General features: G+C 39.1%; 19 protein-coding genes. 14 read left to right on the top strand and 5 right to left on the bottom strand.

The genetic code is table 11. The annotated features are described in order from the left end of the window. The first annotated feature begins 26 nt into the window (after window positions 1-26). Window positions 27-284 carry a DUF896 family protein gene (locus AB2B50_RS02710; RefSeq protein ID WP_000187071.1) on the top strand — a complete coding sequence of 86 codons (258 nt, stop codon included), beginning with the start codon at window positions 27-29 and terminating at the stop codon, window positions 282-284. A 91-nt stretch (window positions 285-375) separates the two neighbouring features. Here AB2B50_RS02710 and AB2B50_RS02715 read toward each other — a convergent pair whose 3' ends face one another. From AB2B50_RS02715 to AB2B50_RS02725, 3 genes are read right to left on the bottom strand one after another with little or no spacing between them, the layout of a single operon-like run. Then, complete coding sequence (locus tag AB2B50_RS02715; protein WP_223140874.1) at window positions 376-1,620, bottom strand: NAD(P)H-dependent oxidoreductase; 1,245 nt, start codon at window positions 1,618-1,620, stop codon at window positions 376-378. Between the two features lie 17 nt (window positions 1,621-1,637). Next, the gene (locus AB2B50_RS02720; protein ID WP_000915942.1) at window positions 1,638-2,243 is read right to left on the bottom strand and encodes an NADPH-dependent FMN reductase; all 606 of its coding nucleotides are present in this window, start codon (window positions 2,241-2,243) and stop codon (window positions 1,638-1,640) included. A gap of 34 nt (window positions 2,244-2,277) precedes the next feature. Next, a complete protein-coding gene (locus AB2B50_RS02725; RefSeq protein ID WP_320692359.1) occupies window positions 2,278-3,198 on the bottom strand; it encodes an FAD:protein FMN transferase in 921 nt (306 codons plus the stop codon). 317 nt (window positions 3,199-3,515) lie between these two features. Here AB2B50_RS02725 and nox point away from each other — a divergent pair, with 317 nt between their 5' ends. After that, a complete protein-coding gene (nox, locus tag AB2B50_RS02730) occupies window positions 3,516-4,895 on the top strand; it encodes a H2O-forming NADH oxidase (RefSeq protein ID WP_049525814.1) in 1,380 nt (459 codons plus the stop codon). A gap of 93 nt (window positions 4,896-4,988) precedes the next feature. On the opposite strand, the gene AB2B50_RS02735 is transcribed toward nox, so the two are convergent. Further along, a complete protein-coding gene (locus tag AB2B50_RS02735) occupies window positions 4,989-5,846 on the bottom strand; it encodes a YitT family protein (RefSeq protein ID WP_320692360.1) in 858 nt (285 codons plus the stop codon). Between the two features lie 61 nt (window positions 5,847-5,907). Beyond that, window positions 5,908-7,563, bottom strand: a complete 1,656-nt coding sequence (locus AB2B50_RS02740) for an Rqc2 family fibronectin-binding protein (protein ID WP_320692361.1) — start codon at window positions 7,561-7,563, stop codon at window positions 5,908-5,910. A gap of 104 nt (window positions 7,564-7,667) precedes the next feature. Here AB2B50_RS02740 and ybeY point away from each other — a divergent pair, with 104 nt between their 5' ends. From ybeY to AB2B50_RS02800, 12 genes are all read left to right on the top strand, one after another. Next, window positions 7,668-8,165, top strand: a complete 498-nt coding sequence (gene ybeY / locus AB2B50_RS02745; RefSeq protein ID WP_320692362.1) for an rRNA maturation RNase YbeY — start codon at window positions 7,668-7,670, stop codon at window positions 8,163-8,165. Beyond that, the gene (locus tag AB2B50_RS02750) at window positions 8,146-8,541 is read left to right on the top strand and encodes a diacylglycerol kinase family protein (protein ID WP_320692363.1); all 396 of its coding nucleotides are present in this window, start codon (window positions 8,146-8,148) and stop codon (window positions 8,539-8,541) included. The genes ybeY and AB2B50_RS02750 overlap by 20 nt, the downstream gene beginning before the upstream one ends. Window positions 8,542-8,557: 16 nt before the next feature. Then, window positions 8,558-9,457: a GTPase Era gene (gene era / locus AB2B50_RS02755; protein ID WP_000143278.1), complete on the top strand. Its 900-nt coding sequence runs from the start codon at window positions 8,558-8,560 to the stop codon at window positions 9,455-9,457. Between the two features lie 48 nt (window positions 9,458-9,505). After that, complete coding sequence (gene mutM / locus AB2B50_RS02760) at window positions 9,506-10,330, top strand: DNA-formamidopyrimidine glycosylase (RefSeq protein WP_320692364.1); 825 nt, start codon at window positions 9,506-9,508, stop codon at window positions 10,328-10,330. After that, window positions 10,330-10,935: a dephospho-CoA kinase gene (coaE, locus tag AB2B50_RS02765; protein ID WP_320692365.1), complete on the top strand. Its 606-nt coding sequence runs from the start codon at window positions 10,330-10,332 to the stop codon at window positions 10,933-10,935. The genes mutM and coaE overlap by 1 nt, the downstream gene beginning before the upstream one ends. Further along, window positions 10,922-12,121 (top strand): multidrug efflux MFS transporter, encoded by a 1,200-nt coding sequence (locus tag AB2B50_RS02770; RefSeq protein ID WP_320692366.1) that lies wholly within the window; start codon window positions 10,922-10,924, stop codon window positions 12,119-12,121. The genes coaE and AB2B50_RS02770 overlap by 14 nt, the downstream gene beginning before the upstream one ends. Beyond that, entirely contained in the window at window positions 12,121-12,270 is a 150-nt protein-coding gene (gene rpmG, locus AB2B50_RS02775; RefSeq protein WP_001809104.1) for a 50S ribosomal protein L33, read from the top strand. The genes AB2B50_RS02770 and rpmG overlap by 1 nt, the downstream gene beginning before the upstream one ends. Window positions 12,271-12,309: 39 nt before the next feature. Further along, window positions 12,310-12,543, top strand: a complete 234-nt coding sequence (gene secG / locus AB2B50_RS02780) for a preprotein translocase subunit SecG (RefSeq protein ID WP_000282514.1) — start codon at window positions 12,310-12,312, stop codon at window positions 12,541-12,543. Window positions 12,544-12,647: 104 nt separating this feature from the next. Next, window positions 12,648-14,990, top strand: coding sequence for a ribonuclease R (gene rnr, locus AB2B50_RS02785; RefSeq protein WP_320692367.1), 2,343 nt, complete (start codon window positions 12,648-12,650; stop codon window positions 14,988-14,990). Then, window positions 14,953-15,420: an SsrA-binding protein SmpB gene (gene smpB / locus AB2B50_RS02790; RefSeq protein ID WP_001051741.1), complete on the top strand. Its 468-nt coding sequence runs from the start codon at window positions 14,953-14,955 to the stop codon at window positions 15,418-15,420. The genes rnr and smpB overlap by 38 nt, the downstream gene beginning before the upstream one ends. A gap of 14 nt (window positions 15,421-15,434) precedes the next feature. Further along, entirely contained in the window at window positions 15,435-16,295 is an 861-nt protein-coding gene (tehB, locus tag AB2B50_RS02795; protein WP_000413783.1) for an SAM-dependent methyltransferase TehB, read from the top strand. Between the two features lie 198 nt (window positions 16,296-16,493). Continuing rightward, window positions 16,494-17,642 carry a PDDEXK family nuclease gene (locus tag AB2B50_RS02800; protein ID WP_001139564.1) on the top strand — a complete coding sequence of 383 codons (1,149 nt, stop codon included), beginning with the start codon at window positions 16,494-16,496 and terminating at the stop codon, window positions 17,640-17,642. Window positions 17,643-17,646: the final 4 nt, after the last annotated feature.

Genomic DNA, 17,646 nt, shown 5'->3' on the forward strand with positions numbered 1-17,646 from the left:
TTAAAAAGTAGATTGGAGGTCCAAATATGACACCAGAAAAAATCGCTCGTATTAATGAGCTTGCGAAAAAGAAAAAAACAGAAGGCTTGACTGCGGAAGAAAAAGTAGAACAAGCTAAACTTCGTGAAGAATATATCGAAGGCTATCGTCGTTCAGTACGTCACCACATTGAAGGAATCAAAATTGTCGATGAAGATGGTAATGATGTGACTCCTGAAAAACTTCGTCAGGTACAACGTGAAAAGGGTTTGCATGGTCGTAGTCTTGACGATCCAAATTCATAAGTTGAATAAATTAAATACTCGGTTAGCTTATGCTAACCGAGTATTTGTTTTAAAAAAAAGGAACCAAGAGAGGTTCCTTTAGTATTAGATTTTAGTTACTAGCCCCAGAAGTAGCATCAGCATCTCCGTGGCCACCATCACCATGTCCTCCAGCGTCAGATGCCCCAGAAGTAGCATCGGCATCTCCGTGACCTCCAGCAGGAGCAAACGGACCGCTTCCTCCTACCAAGCGTTGACCTGTTTCTTTCAAGTACCAGTCAAGCCATGGTTGGAAGTTAAAGACAATTTCATTGATACCAGCATATGAACCATCAGGATAGTACATTGCTTGGTAGTTGTGAGTGTTGATAACACCAGCAGGTGAACCTGGAACAATGGTACGTACGTATTCTTGGTTACCGTTTCTAAGAGTTCCAATAACCCACTCAACGTTTTTCATACGTGCAGGTGGAAGTGATCCATGAACTGTTGACATACGGCTACCAGATTGAGATGGTACACGTTTTGCAAACATTGTATCAGGATCTTGGTGAGCGTTGTTGTAGTAGAGGAATTGGTTGTTATCGTCAGCGTATGTCAATTCAAAAGGCATAGCTTTCAAGAACATATCAATCTGGTTAACAGTCAAGATACCATGGTCAAGTTTAACATATGTATCACCTGAAACAGCACCTGTGATTTCTGCAACTTTTTCTACCCAGTTTGGATCGTCAGGATCAACTTCTGTAATAGTTGTAGCGATTGGTTTTCCACAATCCAAGTCTTCTGGTTCAATTGGTTTTGGTTTTTTCAATTTAGAAACGACTCCTACGTATTTGACAAAGTTATCTAAGCAAGTTTCAAGGAATTTAACTGTTCCTTCGTTAATAATGTTTCCATTTGCGTCAAAAGCTTCTTTAGCTTTTCCAAGAAGGAATTCATTACCTGGTAATGTGTAGGCATTCACCCCTGGTGCGTCAAGGATTTTACGAAGGTGAACTTGAGCACGAGAAGTTCCTTGGTCGTAGTAAGAAGCACCCACGATCATCACTGGTTTGTTTTCAAATGGATGTACTTCATATGAAAGCCATTCAAGAACTGACTTGAGTGAAGCAGAAATTGTATGGTTGTGCTCAGGAGTAGCAATAATCACACCATCAGCACGAGTAATTTTATTGTAAAGAAGGCGCAATTGGAAACTTTCGTCCCATTTTTCGTCTTGGTTAAACATTGGAACTTCATCGATTTCAAGAACTTCTAATTCAAATTTAAGTTTGAAGTTACGACGGATGAATTCCAAGAGTTTGCGGTTATATGATTGGTCGTAGTTTGATCCAACAAGTCCAACAAATTTCATTCTTTCGATCTCCTATCTTACAAATTTTCCCAGTCAAATTCTTCTGCATCTTTACGAAGAAGTTCTTGTGCATTACGCAATTTTTCTGTAATCTTAACAAAGATACGGAAGTCATCAAAGATGGCATCCAATTTCTTGATGACATCAAGATCTACCAAGTCACCATTCTTATCAAAAGCTTGAAGAGAATGAGAAAGCAAGAATTCATCCGGGAGAACATTTGCTTTAATTTCAGGCGCATTTAGGATTTGACGAAGTTGCAATTGAGCACGTGATGAACCGAGTGTACCATATGAAGCACCTGTAATCATGACAGGTTTGTTCAAAAGTGGGAATACACCATACGAAATCCAAGCAAGAGCACTCATAAGAACGGCAGGAATTGAGTGATCATATTCAGGAGTACCGATAATCACACCATCAGCTGCTTCAATTTTTGCAACAATTTCTAAGGCTTCTGCAGGAATAAGTTTATCTGCAGGTTTGTTGAAGACTGGTAGGTCTTTAATTTCTACCAATTCGATTTCTGCTTTATCAGCAAAGTGTTTTTGCATATATTGAAGCAGTTGGCGGTTTGTGGAACGTTTAGAGTTAGTTCCTACAATAGCAATAAGTTTTAGCATGAGCTTTCCTTTCTCTTTTTGCATTATTTATTAATTATCTTTGGATACCGGATGAACAAGCGATATGTCCATCTTTATCAATAAGGATGGCTTCGATTCCATCGATATTTTCGATTTGCCACATGATAGAAGCGCTGCGCTCACCAAACAATCGTGTGGTCCATATCTCACCATCAACTGAGCGGTCAGATATAATCGTTAAACTAGCCAAATCCGTTTCAATAGGATAGCCAGTTTCACTATCAAAAATGTGATGATAATCCTTTCCATCGATTTCAAGATGCCGTTCATAAATTCCAGATGTAACAACTGACTTTCCAGTAATAGACAAGGTCATCAGGTGATTACCACGTGGATGATTAGGGTCTTGAATACCAATTTGCCAAGGTTGTCCATTTCTGGATTGGTTATTACCAATGGTAAGGATATTTCCTCCAAGATTGATAAGAGCAGAAGTGACACCATTTTCTTTTAAGAAAGTAGCAACCTTATCTGCGCTATAGCCCTTTGCTAAACAACCTAAGTCAATTTTCATCCCTTTTTTTTCTAAAAAAACAGTAGAATCAATTGAATCAAGCTTGATAAAACGGGGATCTATCAATGGTAAAACCGAAGAAATTTCTTCAGGACTAGCAACTTTTGCATCGGAAAAACCAATACGCCAGGTTTGTACCAAGGGACCAATACTAATGTTGAGATGACTTCCAGGAGCTAGACTGTGTTCTAATCCTAAAGAAATCAGTTCAAACAAATCAGGATGGACCTTAACTGGGGCAATTCCCGCCTGATAGTTAATTTCCATCAATTCCGATTCGGTGCTATTCGCATTAAATCGAAATTCAAGTTCCTTGAGCAAATCAAAAGCTTGACGGAGAAGATTATCCGCTTGTTCATGTACCAAGGAAATAGTAATCGTAGTTCCCATTAACCGTTCAGATAATGAACTGAGAGGCAAAAAATCAACTCCCTTCAAATCAATTGGAAATAGTTGTAAATCCAGATATGAAAGCAATCTGAAGATTTATATTTCATTTCCATATAAATAGAATATCATAAAGTCAGCGTTTTCACAAATTATTTTTTATAAAAAGTCAAGAAATATGCTTGAATAAATAAAAAATGTGCAAAAAACTTTGAAAAGATTGAAAATAAATTGATATATATTTCAAAAAAATTTCAAAAAAACAGTAAACTAGTCAAAAAACTTGTAAACGCTCACAGATAATGATATACTAGAAAAGTAAATAAAAAATTAAAGGTAGGAATTATCTTATGAGTAAAATTGTAGTCGTGGGTGCTAACCACGCTGGAACTGCTTGTATCAACACTATGTTGGACAATTTTGGAAGTGAAAATGAAATCGTTGTCTTTGACCAAAACTCAAACATTTCATTCCTAGGATGTGGAATGGCTCTTTGGATTGGTGAGCAAATCGATGGTCCAGAAGGTCTCTTCTACTCAGATAAAGAAAAATTGGAAGCAAAAGGTGCTAAAGTTTATATGAACTCACCAGTTCTTTCAATTGACTATGATAATAAAGTTGTTACTGCTGAAGTTGATGGAAAAGAACACAAAGAATCATACGAAAAATTGATCTTTGCGACTGGTTCAACTCCAATTTTACCACCAATCGAAGGTGTTGAAATTGTTAAAGGTAACCGCGAATTCAAAGCAACTCTTGAAAATGTACAATTCGTTAAATTGTACCAAAACGCAGAAGAAGTTATCAACAAACTTGCTGACAAGAGCAAACATCTTGAGCGTATCGCTGTTGTCGGTGGTGGATACATCGGTGTTGAGCTTGCTGAAGCATTTGAACGTCTTGGAAAAGAAGTTGTCCTTGTTGATATCGTAGATACAGTCTTGAACGGTTACTACGATAAAGACTTCACGCAATTGATGGCTAAGAACTTGGAAGACCACAATATCCGCTTGGCACTTGGACAAACTGTTAAAGCTATCGAAGGTGACGGTAAAGTTGAACGCTTGATCACTGATAAAGAAACATTCGATGTTGACATGGTTGTTCTTGCAGTTGGTTTCCGTCCTAATACAGCTCTTGCTGATGGCAAGATTGAACTTTTCCGCAACGGTGCCTTCCTTGTAGACAAGAAACAAGAAACATCACTTCCAGGAGTATTCGCTGTGGGTGACTGTGCGACTGTTTATGACAACGCTCGTAAAGACACTAGCTACATCGCTCTTGCATCAAATGCTGTACGTACTGGTATCGTAGGTGCTTACAATGCTTGTGGACATGAACTTGAAGGAATCGGTGTTCAAGGATCAAACGGTATCTCAATCTACGGTCTTCACATGGTTTCAACTGGTTTGACTCTTGAAAAAGCTAAAGCTGCAGGCTACAATGCTGTTGAAACAGGCTTCAACGATCTTCAAAAACCAGAATTCATGAAACATGACAACTATGAAGTAGCAATCAAGATTGTCTTTGATAAAGACAGCCGTGAAATCCTTGGTGCTCAAATGGTATCTCGTGATTCAGCAATCAGCATGGGAATTCACATGTTCTCATTGGCTATCCAAGAACATGTTACAATTGAAAAATTGGCCTTGACAGACCTATTCTTCTTGCCACACTTCAACAAACCATACAACTACATCACAATGGCTGCACTTACAGCTGAAAAATAATGATTTGTAAAACGGAAGATTTGCTTCTTCCGTTTTTATCATCAAAAAAATAGTAACTTCAAATTCGAAGTTACTATTTTTGTTGTCTATGTATTAGGAACTTTCTTCATTCACAAATGTGAAGCCTTCCCCAAGAATTTCGTGAGCTTCAGTGATGGTGATAAAGGCTTTAGGATCGATTGTATGAATCAGTTCTTTCATCTTAATCATTTCATTTCTTGCTACGATACAGTAGATAATTTTTAAATCTTTTTGACTGTAGTAACCTTGCCCTGATATGAAGGTGACACCTCGACCTAACTCTTCATTGATTTTATCTGCCACTTCCATAGGCTTTTGAGTGATAATCATAAAACCTTTGCCAGCATATCCGCCTTCACCAATCAAGTCAATAACTCTAGAGACAATGAAGTCAAATAAAAGTGTATAGGTTACGAGACGAAGGTCTTGGAAGATAATTAAAATAAGCATTAGGATAAGAAAGTCTAGTGCAAAGAGTAATTTTCCAACGGAGATATTGGTGTACTTGTTTAGGATTCGAGCCACGATATCTGTTCCACCAGTCGTACCACCAGCATTGAAGATAACGCCTAGACCAAGTCCCAAAAGAACACCCGCAACCAAGGCAACGATAACTAGATCTCCCTCAAGATTAAAGCTGAGAGGAATCTTTTCAAAGATTGCTAGCCAAATGGATAAGGAAATAGTACCAAGCAGGCTGCTGTATAGGGTCTTTGCACCAAATATTTTCCAGGCTAAAATGAATAATGGGATATTGATGATGAGGTTCATCACGGAGATAGGGATGTTAAAGAGATAATAGGTAATCAAGGTGATTCCCGTTGCTCCACCCTCGAATAAGTGGTGGGGCACAACAAAATACGTGAGTCCGAAGGCATAAATGGCAGCTCCGAATATAATGGTTAAAATAGATTTAATATGCCGTAGCATTGAACGCACCTCCCATTTTTAATTGAGTCTATAGCAGTAACAGCCCACCGGTATACAAGACTTATTTGATTTTCATGGACTGAATTTTTTCAGGGTCAGGTGTAACACGGAGGGTCTTTTGCCCAGTATAGGTGACAAAACCAGGTTTTCCACCAGTTGGTTTGTTGAGTTTTTTAACTTCAATCATATCCACCTGAACGAGGTTTGAGAGACGTCCCTTAGAGAAGTAGGCCGCAAGTTCTGCAGCGTCTGTTTTAACCTCATCAGTAGGATTGAGATTGCCTGAAATAACAACATGACTTCCAGGAATATCCTTAGCGTGGAACCAGAGTTCTTCTTTACGGGCCATTTTAAAGGTCAATTCCTCGTTTTGTAAGTTATTGCGCCCCACATAGATGATTGTTTTTCCATCACTAGCTAGATACTGCTCAGGTTTCTGTCGTTTCTGGATTTTTTCCCTTTGTCTTCTGCGGATAAATCCTGTTTGGATCAATTCTTCACGAATTTCAGCAATTTCATCGAGTCCGGCTTGGTTGAGGACTGTTTCTACACTTTCCAGATAAAGAATAGTAGATTTTGTTTCTTCGATTAATTCTGTTAAATATTTAACAGCCTCTTTTAACTTCTGATATCGCTTAAAATATTTTTGAGCATTTTGGCTAGGTGTTAAGGCCTTATCAAGTGTGATGGTAATAGGCTGATTGGTGTAATAATTGTCTAAGACGACTTGGTCTTGGTCATTTGGAACTTGATGAAGGAAGGTAGTCAGCAACTCACCTTTTTGACGAAATTCCTCTGCGTTTTCAGTAGCTTGAAGTTCCTTTTCTTGTTTTTTAAGTTTTTGACGATTTTTATGGAGTTCATTTTCAACTCGGCGAATGAGTTCACTTGCCTGTTGCTTCACGCGGTCACGCTCTGCCTTATCCTTGTAATAGACATCAAGTAACTGAGAAAGACTGTCGAAATTCTCCGTTGTTTTACTAGAAAAAGGCACACAAGAGAAGGATTTGTCTGTTAGACAAGGATTGGTTTCTTGTCCAAAGAAGTTCCGGAAAGTAGCTAGTTTATCACTAACTAGTTGTCTTTCTAACTCGGTTGCTGTGTCACGGCCTAGACCTTGAAAAAGCTTTTGGAGGTTTTTAGCAGTTAAGTCTTGAGTTTGTAGAATCTCAAACAATTTTTCATCCTTGACCGTAAAAGGATTGAGAGCCTCTGTACTTGGTGGAGCGATATAAGTAGCACCAGGTAATAAGGTACGGTAGCTATTTTGAGAGAAACCTATATGCTTGATAACTTCAAGGATTTTGTGGCTAGACTTATCTACAAGTAGAATATTGCTGTGTTTTCCCATAATTTCGATGATGAGCGTAGCCTGGATATGGTCCCCAATCTCGTTTTTATTGGAAACCGTGATTTCAACGATACGGTCGTTTTCGATTTGCTCGATTGACTCAATCACTGCTCCTTGAAGGTACTTTCTTAATACCATAATAAAAGTAGATGGCTGAGCGGGATTTTCAAAGGTTGACTCTGTTAACTGAATGCGTCCAAAAACTGGATGCGCAGAAAGGAGCAAACGATGACTTTTACGATTGCTACGGATTTGCAAGACTAACTCTTGTTCAAAAGGCTGATTGATTTTCTGGATGCGACCATTTAGTAACTCAGTTCGCAATTCCTCAACCATGTGGTGTAAAAAAAATCCATCAAATGACATGGTTCTCTCCTCGTGAATGTATTCCATAGTATTATATCAAAAAGGTAGAATAAAATCATAGAAATGTGATATAATAAAGCCAAGTAAAGAGAATCGAGAAATACATGTATATTGAAATGGTAGATGAAACTGGTCAGGTTTCAAAGGAAATTCTAGAACAAACACAGGAAATTTTAGAATTTGCTGCAAAAAAAATTGGAAAAGAAGACAAGGAGATGGCAGTCACTTTTGTGACCAATGAACGTAGTCATGAGCTTAATTTGGAGTATCGTGATACTGATCGTCCAACAGATGTCATCAGTCTTGAATATAAACCAGAGATAGAGATTGCCTTTGATGAGGAAGATCTGGAAAATGATCCCGACTTGGCAGAAATGATGTCAGAATTTGACGCCTACATTGGTGAGCTTTTCATCTCCATTGACAAGGCACATGAGCAGGCTGAGGAGTACGGTCATAGTTTTGAGCGTGAGATGGGCTTCTTGGCAGTGCACGGATTTTTACATATTAACGGCTATGATCACTACACTCCCGAAGAAGAAGCGGAGATGTTCGGTTTACAAGAAGAAATTTTGACAGCCTATGGACTCACAAGACAATAAACGAAAATGGAAAAATCGTGACCTAATATCCAGTTTAGAATTTGCCATTACAGGGATTTTTACTGCGATTAAGGAAGAACGTAATATGAGAAAGCATGCAGCGACAGCTCTTGTAGTTGTTCTTGCAGGTTTTGTTTTTCAGGTGTCACGAATCGAATGGTTATTTCTACTTATGAGCATTTTCATGGTGGTAGCTTTTGAGATTATTAATTCAGCTATTGAAAATGTAGTAGATTTGGCTAGTCACTATCACTTTTCTATGTTGGCAAAGAAAGCTAAGGACATGGCAGCTGGCGCCGTACTTGTAGTCTCACTTTTTGCCGCGTTGACAGGTGCACTCATCTTTCTCCCACGGATTTGGGATTTATTATTTTAAACAGTAAGAGGAAATTATGACATTTAAATCAGGCTTTGTAGCCATTTTAGGACGTCCCAATGTTGGGAAGTCAACTTTTTTGAATCACGTCATGGGGCAAAAGATTGCCATCATGAGTGATAAGGCACAGACAACACGCAATAAAATCATGGGGATTTACACCACTGATAAGGAACAAATTGTCTTTATTGATACGCCGGGAATTCACAAACCAAAAACGGCTCTTGGAGACTTCATGGTAGAATCTGCCTACAGCACCCTTCGTGAAGTGGATACTGTTCTTTTTATGGTGCCTGCAGATGAACCACGTGGTAAGGGCGATGACATGATTATTGAACGTCTTAAGGCTGCTAAGGTTCCTGTGATTTTGGTGGTGAATAAAATCGATAAGGTTCATCCAGACCAGCTCTTGGCGCAAATCGATGACTTCCGTAATCAGATGGATTTCAAGGAAATTGTTCCGATTTCAGCCCTTCAGGGGAATAATGTCTCACGTTTAGTCGATATTCTCAGTGAAAATCTTGAAGAAGGTTTCCAATATTTCCCAGCCGATCAAATTACAGACCACCCAGAGCGATTCTTGGTATCCGAAATGATTCGTGAGAAAGTATTGCACCTTACTCGTGAAGAAATCCCACACTCAGTTGCAGTAGTAGTAGATTCGATGAAGCGAGATGAGGAAACTGATAAAGTTCATATTCGAGCAACCATCATGGTCGAGCGTGATAGTCAAAAAGGGATTATCATCGGTAAAGGTGGCGCCATGCTCAAGAAAATTGGGACTATGGCCCGTCGTGATATCGAGCTTATGCTAGGGGACAAAGTCTTCCTAGAAACTTGGGTCAAGGTCAAGAAAAACTGGCGAGATAAGAAGCTAGATTTGGCTGACTTTGGCTATAATGAAAAAGAATATTAAGAAGAGGTGGGCAGTAGCCTGCTTCTTGTTTTTAGAGAAGGAGGAGTTATGCCTGAATTACCTGAAGTCGAAACGGTTCGACGAGGTCTTGAAAAACTGATTCTAGGGAAGAAGATTGCTAGTCTTGATATTCGTTATCCCAAGATAATTAAGACAGATTTGGATCAGTTTCAGAAAGAATTGCCTGGTCAGGTTATCGTGTCTATGGGGCGTCGTGGTAAATATTTACTTTTTTATCTGACAGAAAAGGTCTTGATTTCGCATCTGCGGATGGAAGGGAAGTATTTTTATTATCCAGGTCAAGTCCCTGAACGCAAGCATGCCCATGTCTTTATCCACTTTGAAGATGGTGGGACTCTGGTTTACGAGGATGTCCGTAAGTTTGGAACTATGGACTTACTTGCTCCTGAACTTTTAGAAGCTTACTTTCTATCTAAAAAGCTTGGACCAGAGCCTACAGAACAAGACTTTGACTTAGAGATTTTTATGAGTGCCCTGAAGAAATCTAAAAAGCCCATAAAATCTCATTTGCTGGACCAGACTCTCGTTGCAGGATTGGGAAATATCTATGTAGACGAGGTGCTTTGGAGAGCAAAAGTTCATCCTTCTAGAACCTCTAATAGTTTAACAGCGCAAGAGACCAGAAAAGTCCATGATCAAACTATTGAAGTATTGGGGCAGGCTGTCGAGAAAGGCGGTTCAACCATTCGCACCTATACCAATGCATTTGGAGAAGATGGCACCATGCAAGAGTTTCATCAGGTCTATGATAAAGCTGGACAAGCTTGTTCACGTTGTGGATCCATCATCGAAAAAATTCAACTCAGTGGTCGTGGAACCCATTTTTGTCCAAAATGTCAAAGGAGAAAGTGATGAGGAAAATAATCGGAATCACTGGTGGCATTGCATCCGGGAAGTCTACCGTCACAGAATTTTTAAGACAGAAAGGGTTTCAAGTTGTGGATGCAGATGCCCTTGTCCACCAACTACAAAAAAACGGTGGACGACTTTATCAGATTTTAGTGGAGCATTTTGGGGAGAAGGTCCTTCTTGAAAATGATGAATTGAATCGACCATTACTTGCCAGTCTTATCTTTTCTAACTCTGAGGAGAGAGAATGGTCTAAACAAACTCAAGGCCAAATTATCCGTGAAGAATTGTGGGATTTGAGAGGCAAGTTAGCTCAGACTGAGGACCTATTTTTCATGGATATACCTTTACTTTTTGAGCAAGACTATGCTTCATGGTTTGATGAAACTTGGCTAGTTTATGTAAGTCGGGATACCCAGCTGGATCGCTTAGTGAAACGAGATTGTTTGACTATAGAGGCAGCAAAAGCCCGTCTTTCCTCCCAGTGGCCCTTAGAAGAAAAGAAAAAATTGGCTACTTTTGTAATAGATAATAATGGCAGTCGAGAGCAACTTTTGAGTCAAGTAGTGAAATTACTTGAAGGAGGCGCTATCCATGCAAGAGCTTAGTTGGAAGAATAATCTTCGTATTGCTTGGTTTGGTTGCTTTTTAACGGGGGCCAGCATTTCTCTTGTTGTTCCTTTCATGCCTATTTTTGTTGAACAGTTAGGAGTTGAAGGGGATCAAGTAGCCTTTTATTCAGGCTTGGCTATCTCAGTTTCGGCTATTTCTGCAGCCTTTGTATCACCAATTTGGGGAATATTAGCAGACAAGTATGGTCGAAAACCTATGATGATTCGTGCAGGGCTAGCCATGACTATTACTATGGGTGGTCTGGCCTTTGTTCCAAATGTTTTCTGGCTCTTGTTCTTACGGTTGCTTAATGGAGTTTTTACAGGATTTGTACCTAATGCGACAGCTTTAATTGCAAGTCAAGTCCCCAAAGATAGATCGGGATACGCTCTAGGGACTTTATCAACTGGTGTTGTCGCTGGAACTTTGACTGGTCCCTTTGTCGGTGGTTTCATTGCCGAAATTTTTGGAATTCGAAATGTCTTTTTATTGGTTGGTAGTTTCCTGTTCTTGGCAGCTATCTTAACCATTCTTTTTATCAAAGAAAACTTTCAACCAGTGCCAAAAGAAAAAGCACTCCCTACAAAAGAGCTCTTTACTTCTGTTAAATATCCTTTTCTCTTGATAAATCTATTTCTAACCAGCTTTGTGATTCAATTTGCTGCCCAATCTATCGGTCCCATCCTTGCCCTCTATGTACGAGATCTTGGACAGAAAGAGAACCTTCTCTTTGTCTCTGGCTTGATTGTATCCAGCATGGGATTTTCAAGTATGATGAGCGCAGGTATCATGGGTAAATTAGGTGATAAAGTGGGCAATCATCGACTCCTTGTCGTAGCTCAGGTATATTCAGTTTGTATTTATCTACTATGTGCAAATGCGACTAGCCCATTCCAATTAGGCTTCTATCGTTTTCTATTTGGTTTGGGAACAGGAGCTCTGATCCCTGGTGTCAATGCTCTCCTAAGCAAAATGACTCCTAAAGTTGGCATTTCAAGGGTATTTGCCTTTAATCAAGTCTTCTTTTATCTAGGAGGAGTGATAGGTCCCTTAGCAGGATCAGCAGTAGCGGGACAATTTGGCTATCACTCAGTATTTTATGCAACAGCTCTTTGTGTAGCTCTCAGTTGTTTATTTAATCTTATCCAATTTAGAACATTATTAAAAGTGAAGGAAATCTAGTGCGAGTAAAAATCAATCTCAAATGCTCCTCTTGTGGCAGCATCAATTATCTAACCAGTAAGAACTCCAAAACCCATCCAGACAAGATTGAGGTCTTAAAGTATTGCCCAAAAGAAAGAAAAGTGACTCTACATCTTGAATCTAAGTAGAAATTATGGTAGAATAATAGGGATTTTAAGGAGTTTGATATGTATAACCTATTATTAACCATTCTATTAGTATTATCTGTTGTGATTGTGATTGCAATTTTCATGCAACCAACTAAAAACCAATCTAGCAATGTATTTGATGCCAGTGCAGGTGATTTGTTTGAACGTAGCAAAGCGCGCGGTTTTGAAGCTGTGATGCAACGTTTGACAGGAATTTTAGTCTTTTTCTGGCTAGCCATTGCCTTAGCATTGACGGTATTATCAAGTAGATAAGAAAATAATGGGCGGGACTAGGTCTTTGCCTATTTTTGTTTTTAAAAGTGGTCACACCTAAGTTATAGTTCAAAATGAAAATAAAAAAAATCTAGAAAGAAAACATGAAAGATAAAATAAAAGAATATATACAAGAAAAGGGACGAGTCACTGTAAATGACTTGGCTCAAGCTCTCGGAAAGGATGGTTCAAAGGACTTCCGTGAGTTAATCAAAACTCTTTCCTTGATGGAACGTAAGCACCAGATTCGCTTTGAAGAAGATGGTAGTTTAACCCTAGAACAGAAGAAAAAACATGAGATTACCCTGAAAGGAATTTTCCATGCCCATAAAAATGGGTTCGGTTTTGTAAGCCTTGAAGGCGAAGAAGACGATCTTTTTGTTGGGAAAAGTGATGTTAACTACGCCATTGATGGTGATACTGTTGAAGTTGTCATTAAGAAAGTTGCTGACCGTAACAAAGGAACTGCTGCAGAAGCAAAGATTATCGACATCCTAGAGCACAGTTTAACGACAGTTGTTGGGCAAATTATTCTCGATGAGGAAAAGCCTAAGTATGCAGGTTATATCCGTTCTAAAAACCAAAAAATAAGTCAACCGATTTATGTGAAAAAGCCATCTCTCAAACTAGAAGGGACAGAAGTACTCAAGGTCTTTATTGACAAGTACCCAAGTAAGAAACATGACTTCTTTGTGGCGAGTGTCCTAGATGTGGTTGGACATTCAACAGATGCAGGAATTGACGTTCTTGAGGTCTTGGAATCAATGGATATTGTCTCAGAGTTTCCGGAGGCAGTTCTCAATGAAGCTGAAAGTGTACCTGATGCTCCATCCCAAAAGGACATGGAGGGGCGTCTGGACCTGAGAGATGAAATTACATTTACCATAGATGGAGCAGATGCTAAGGACTTGGACGACTCAGTTCACATCAAGTCCTTGAAGAATGGAAATTTTGAACTTGGAGTTCATATCGCGGATGTCTCTTACTATGTGACAGAGGGGTCTGCTCTTGATAAAGAAGCCCTCAATCGTGCGACCTCTGTCTATGTGACAGACCGTGTAGTTCCAATGCTACCAGAACGCCTTTCAAATGGTATTTGTTCCCTCAATCCTCAAGTAGATCGTTTGACCCAATCAGCTATCATGGAAATTGATAAACATGGTCGGGTTCGTAATTATACGATTACGCAGACAGTTATCAAGACAAGTTTCCGTATGACCTATAGCGATGTCAATGATATCCTAGCAGGTGATGAGGAGAAGAGAAAAGAATATAAGAAAATTGTTCCTAGCATTGAACTCATGGCTAAGCTCCATGAAATTCTTGAAGGTATGCGGATTAAGCGTGGAGCTCTTAATTTTGATACCAATGAAGCTAAAATCTTGGTTGACAAACAAGGGAAACCAGTAGATATTGTTCTTCGTCATCGTGGGACTGCAGAACGTATGATTGAGTCCTTTATGCTGATGGCAAACGAAACAGTTGCTGAGCATTTCAGCAAGCTTGATTTACCTTTTATCTATCGTATCCATGAGGAACCTAAAGCTGAAAAAGTTCAGAAGTTTATTGATTATGCCTCTAGTTTTGGCTTGAGAATCTATGGGACTGCGAGTGAGATTAGTCAGGAAGCTCTTCAAGACATCATGAGTGCTGTTGAAGGTGAGCCTTATGCGGATGTTCTCTCTATGATGCTTCTGCGTTCTATGCAACAGGCTCGTTATTCTGAGCATAATCATGGTCACTATGGCCTAGCAGCGGACTATTACACTCACTTTACCAGTCCGATTCGCCGTTATCCGGACCTCTTGGTTCACCGAATGATTCGTGACTATGGACGTTCCAAGGAAATAGCAGAACATTTTGAACAGGTCATTCCAGAGATTGCGACCCAGTCTTCAAATCGTGAGCGCAGAGCTATTGAGGCAGAGCGTGAAGTTGAAGCCATGAAAAAAGCTGAATACATGGAAGAGTTTGTGGGTGAAGAGTATGATGCAGTCGTTTCAAGTATCGTCAAGTTTGGTCTTTTTGTTGAATTACCAAATACAGTCGAAGGCTTGATTCACATTACTAATTTACCTGAGTTCTATCATTTTAACGAACGTGATTTGACTCTTCGTGGGGAGAAATCAGGGATAACCTTCCGTGTGGGACAACAGATACGTATTCGTGTTGAAAGAGCCGATAAGATGACTGGTGAGATTGATTTCTCCTTTATTCCAAGTGAATTTGATGTCATTGAGAAAGGCTTGAAACATTCTGGCCGTAAGGATAGAGGTCGTCGTTCGGATAAGAAAGAAGACAAGAGAAAAGCTAGTCGCTCAAATGATAAGCGTAAGCATTCTTCAAAAGACAAGAAGAAAAAAAGTAAGAAACCTTTTTATAAGGAAGTAGCAAAGAAAGGAGCTAAGCATGGCAAAGGGCGAGGGAAAGGTCGTCGCGCAAAATAAAAAAGCGCACCACGACTATACTATCGTAGATACGCTAGAAGCAGGAATGGTCCTGACAGGAACTGAAATCAAGAGTGTTCGAGCAGCCCGCATCAATCTGAAAGATGGGTTTGCTCAGGTTAAGAATGGGGAAGTTTGGCTGAGCAATGTCCATATCGCTCCTTATGAGGAGGGCAACATCTGGAATCAGGAACCAGAACGTCGTCGTAAACTTCTCCTTCATAAAAAGCAAATCCAGAAATTGGAGCAAGAAACCAAAGGGACAGGGATGACTCTGGTTCCACTTAAAGTCTACATCAAAGACGGCTATGCCAAGCTTCTTTTAGGACTTGCTAAAGGAAAACATGACTACGATAAACGTGAGTCGATTAAACGTCGTGAGCAAGACCGAGACATTGCGCGTGTTATGAAAGCAGTTAACCATCGATAGAAAGAGTGAAGGAAATGGAAAAACTAGTTGCCTATAAACGAATGCCAGTATGGAATAAAGACACCATGCCTGAAGCTGTTCAAAGAAAACACAATACCAAGGTCGGAACCTGGGGCAAGATTACCGTATTAAAAGGGGCTCTTAAGTTTATTGAATTGACTGAGGAGGGAGAAGTTATAGCTGAGTACCTCTTTGAAGCGGGTGCTGATAATCCGATGGCGCAACCTCAAGCTTGGCACCGTGTAGAAGCTGCCACAGATGATGTGGAGTGGTATTTAGAATTTTATTGTAAGCCGGAAGATTATTTCCCTAAGAAATACAATACCAATCCAGTTCATTCGGAGGTTTTAGAAGCTATGCAGACGGTCAAGCCATGTAAGGCACTAGACCTAGGATGTGGTCAAGGAAGAAACGCCCTCTTTCTCGCTCAACATGGATTTGATGTCACAGCTGTAGATCAAAATGAGTTATCCCTTGAAATCTTGCAAAGTATCGTAGAGCAAGAAGATTTAGAGATGCCTGTCGGTCTCTACGATATCAATTCAGCTAGCATAGGACAAACTTACGATTTTATCGTATCGACAGTTGTACTCATGTTTTTACAAGCAGATCGTATTCCTGCTATAATTCAAAATATGCAAGAACAAACATCTATCGGTGGCTATAATTTGATTGTTTGTGCTATGGATACAGAGGATTATCCATGTTCTGTTAATTTCCCATTTACCTTCAAAGAGGGTGAGTTGGCAAATTACTACAAGGACTGGGAATTGATCAAGTATAATGAAAATCCTGGTCATTTGCACCGTCGTGACGAAAATGGCAATCGTATCCAACTACGCTTTGCGACCATGTTGGCAAGAAAAGTAAAATAAAAATCTTAAAACGAATAGCTATCCATTTCTATTCGTTTTTTCATATAAAGACTTGAGGGCCAATCAACTGAATTATGCTATACTAGATGTGTAGAAAATGCTTAAGACAATCTCTTAACCCATATTTCTATGAAGTTTATTCTAAGTAATTTTAAATTTTCCATACAACTAGTAAATTTTTAATAGGGAGGTAGCGATATGCCTAGTCTTTTAGTCGAACTTTTTGATCATCACACTATCGAGAAAAATGTTTATCAGACTTTTATTTGTGGTTGTGATGAGGTTTTATTTCTCTCCCTGAAAAAAATTGCAGAAGATGAAAGATTGGCCTTGAAACATTTTTTGCTGAATCAAGTTTCCCATGTAAAGCAAGTGCATTTTCGGCAAATAAGTCTAGATAAGATTACGGATGATTTGAATCTTTTCTTGACTAACTATGATTCAGTGACCTTAGATGTTTTTGGAGGAGATTCGATATTAGCTATTTTTCTGTATCAGTATGGTTTGGAAAAGCAATTACCGATTATTGCAATAGATATTGAGAAAGGAAAACAATTTAAATGGAAAATGGGTAAAGTGGAGAAGGAAGAGTTAGTGATTCCTAACCTAACCATTGAACAGTTGATGGCCTTAAGGGGTGGTAAACTCATCAAAGCGAAACAACCTAAATACAGTCCGAAACAAATTACTACCATCAAAAAACTAGCAAACTATGCAATTTTAAACCCAGAAGAATGGTATCTGATCACTCAATTCTTTGCATTAGCAAAAACAACTGATTTCCACGCTGAAACAGCAAGAGTTTTGGAAAGTAACGGTAAAAAGTACCCTTATCCAGAATCTATGATTCCTCTACTAACAGAAGCTAACTTGATTCATATTGATGAGGAAAGTTCCGATCATATTAGTTACACTTTTTCTAGCCCCGAGGCACAATTGCTCTGTCGCACTAAAGGTCATATTTTAGAATTATATCTCTATCTTTTAGCGATAGAGTCAGAGTATTTTGATGAATGTATGATAGGGGCAGAAATTGACTGGAATGGTATTTTCCCTGAAGTTGATAATGTACAAAATGAAATTGATGTTGTCCTCCGTAAAGGTCAATCTATTATTTTTATATCTTGTAAAATGACAGACTTGTCTGTGGAAGCTATTAATGAACTAGAGGTATATGCTAATCATTTTGCTGGTGAAACTTGTTTGAAATTAATTGTTTGCTCTGGCAAAATCAATCCCGTATATAACCATCGCTGTCAAGAGTACGGTGTGTTGGTGATTAAACAAGATCAAATTTCAAATTTGATTCCCATGTTACAAAAACAGATCAAAAAGCATAAAATATGAGCTG

It is taken from the genome of Streptococcus fermentans (assembly GCF_040888305.1).
In the GTDB taxonomy this organism is placed as follows: Bacteria; Bacillota; Bacilli; order Lactobacillales; family Streptococcaceae; genus Streptococcus; species Streptococcus fermentans.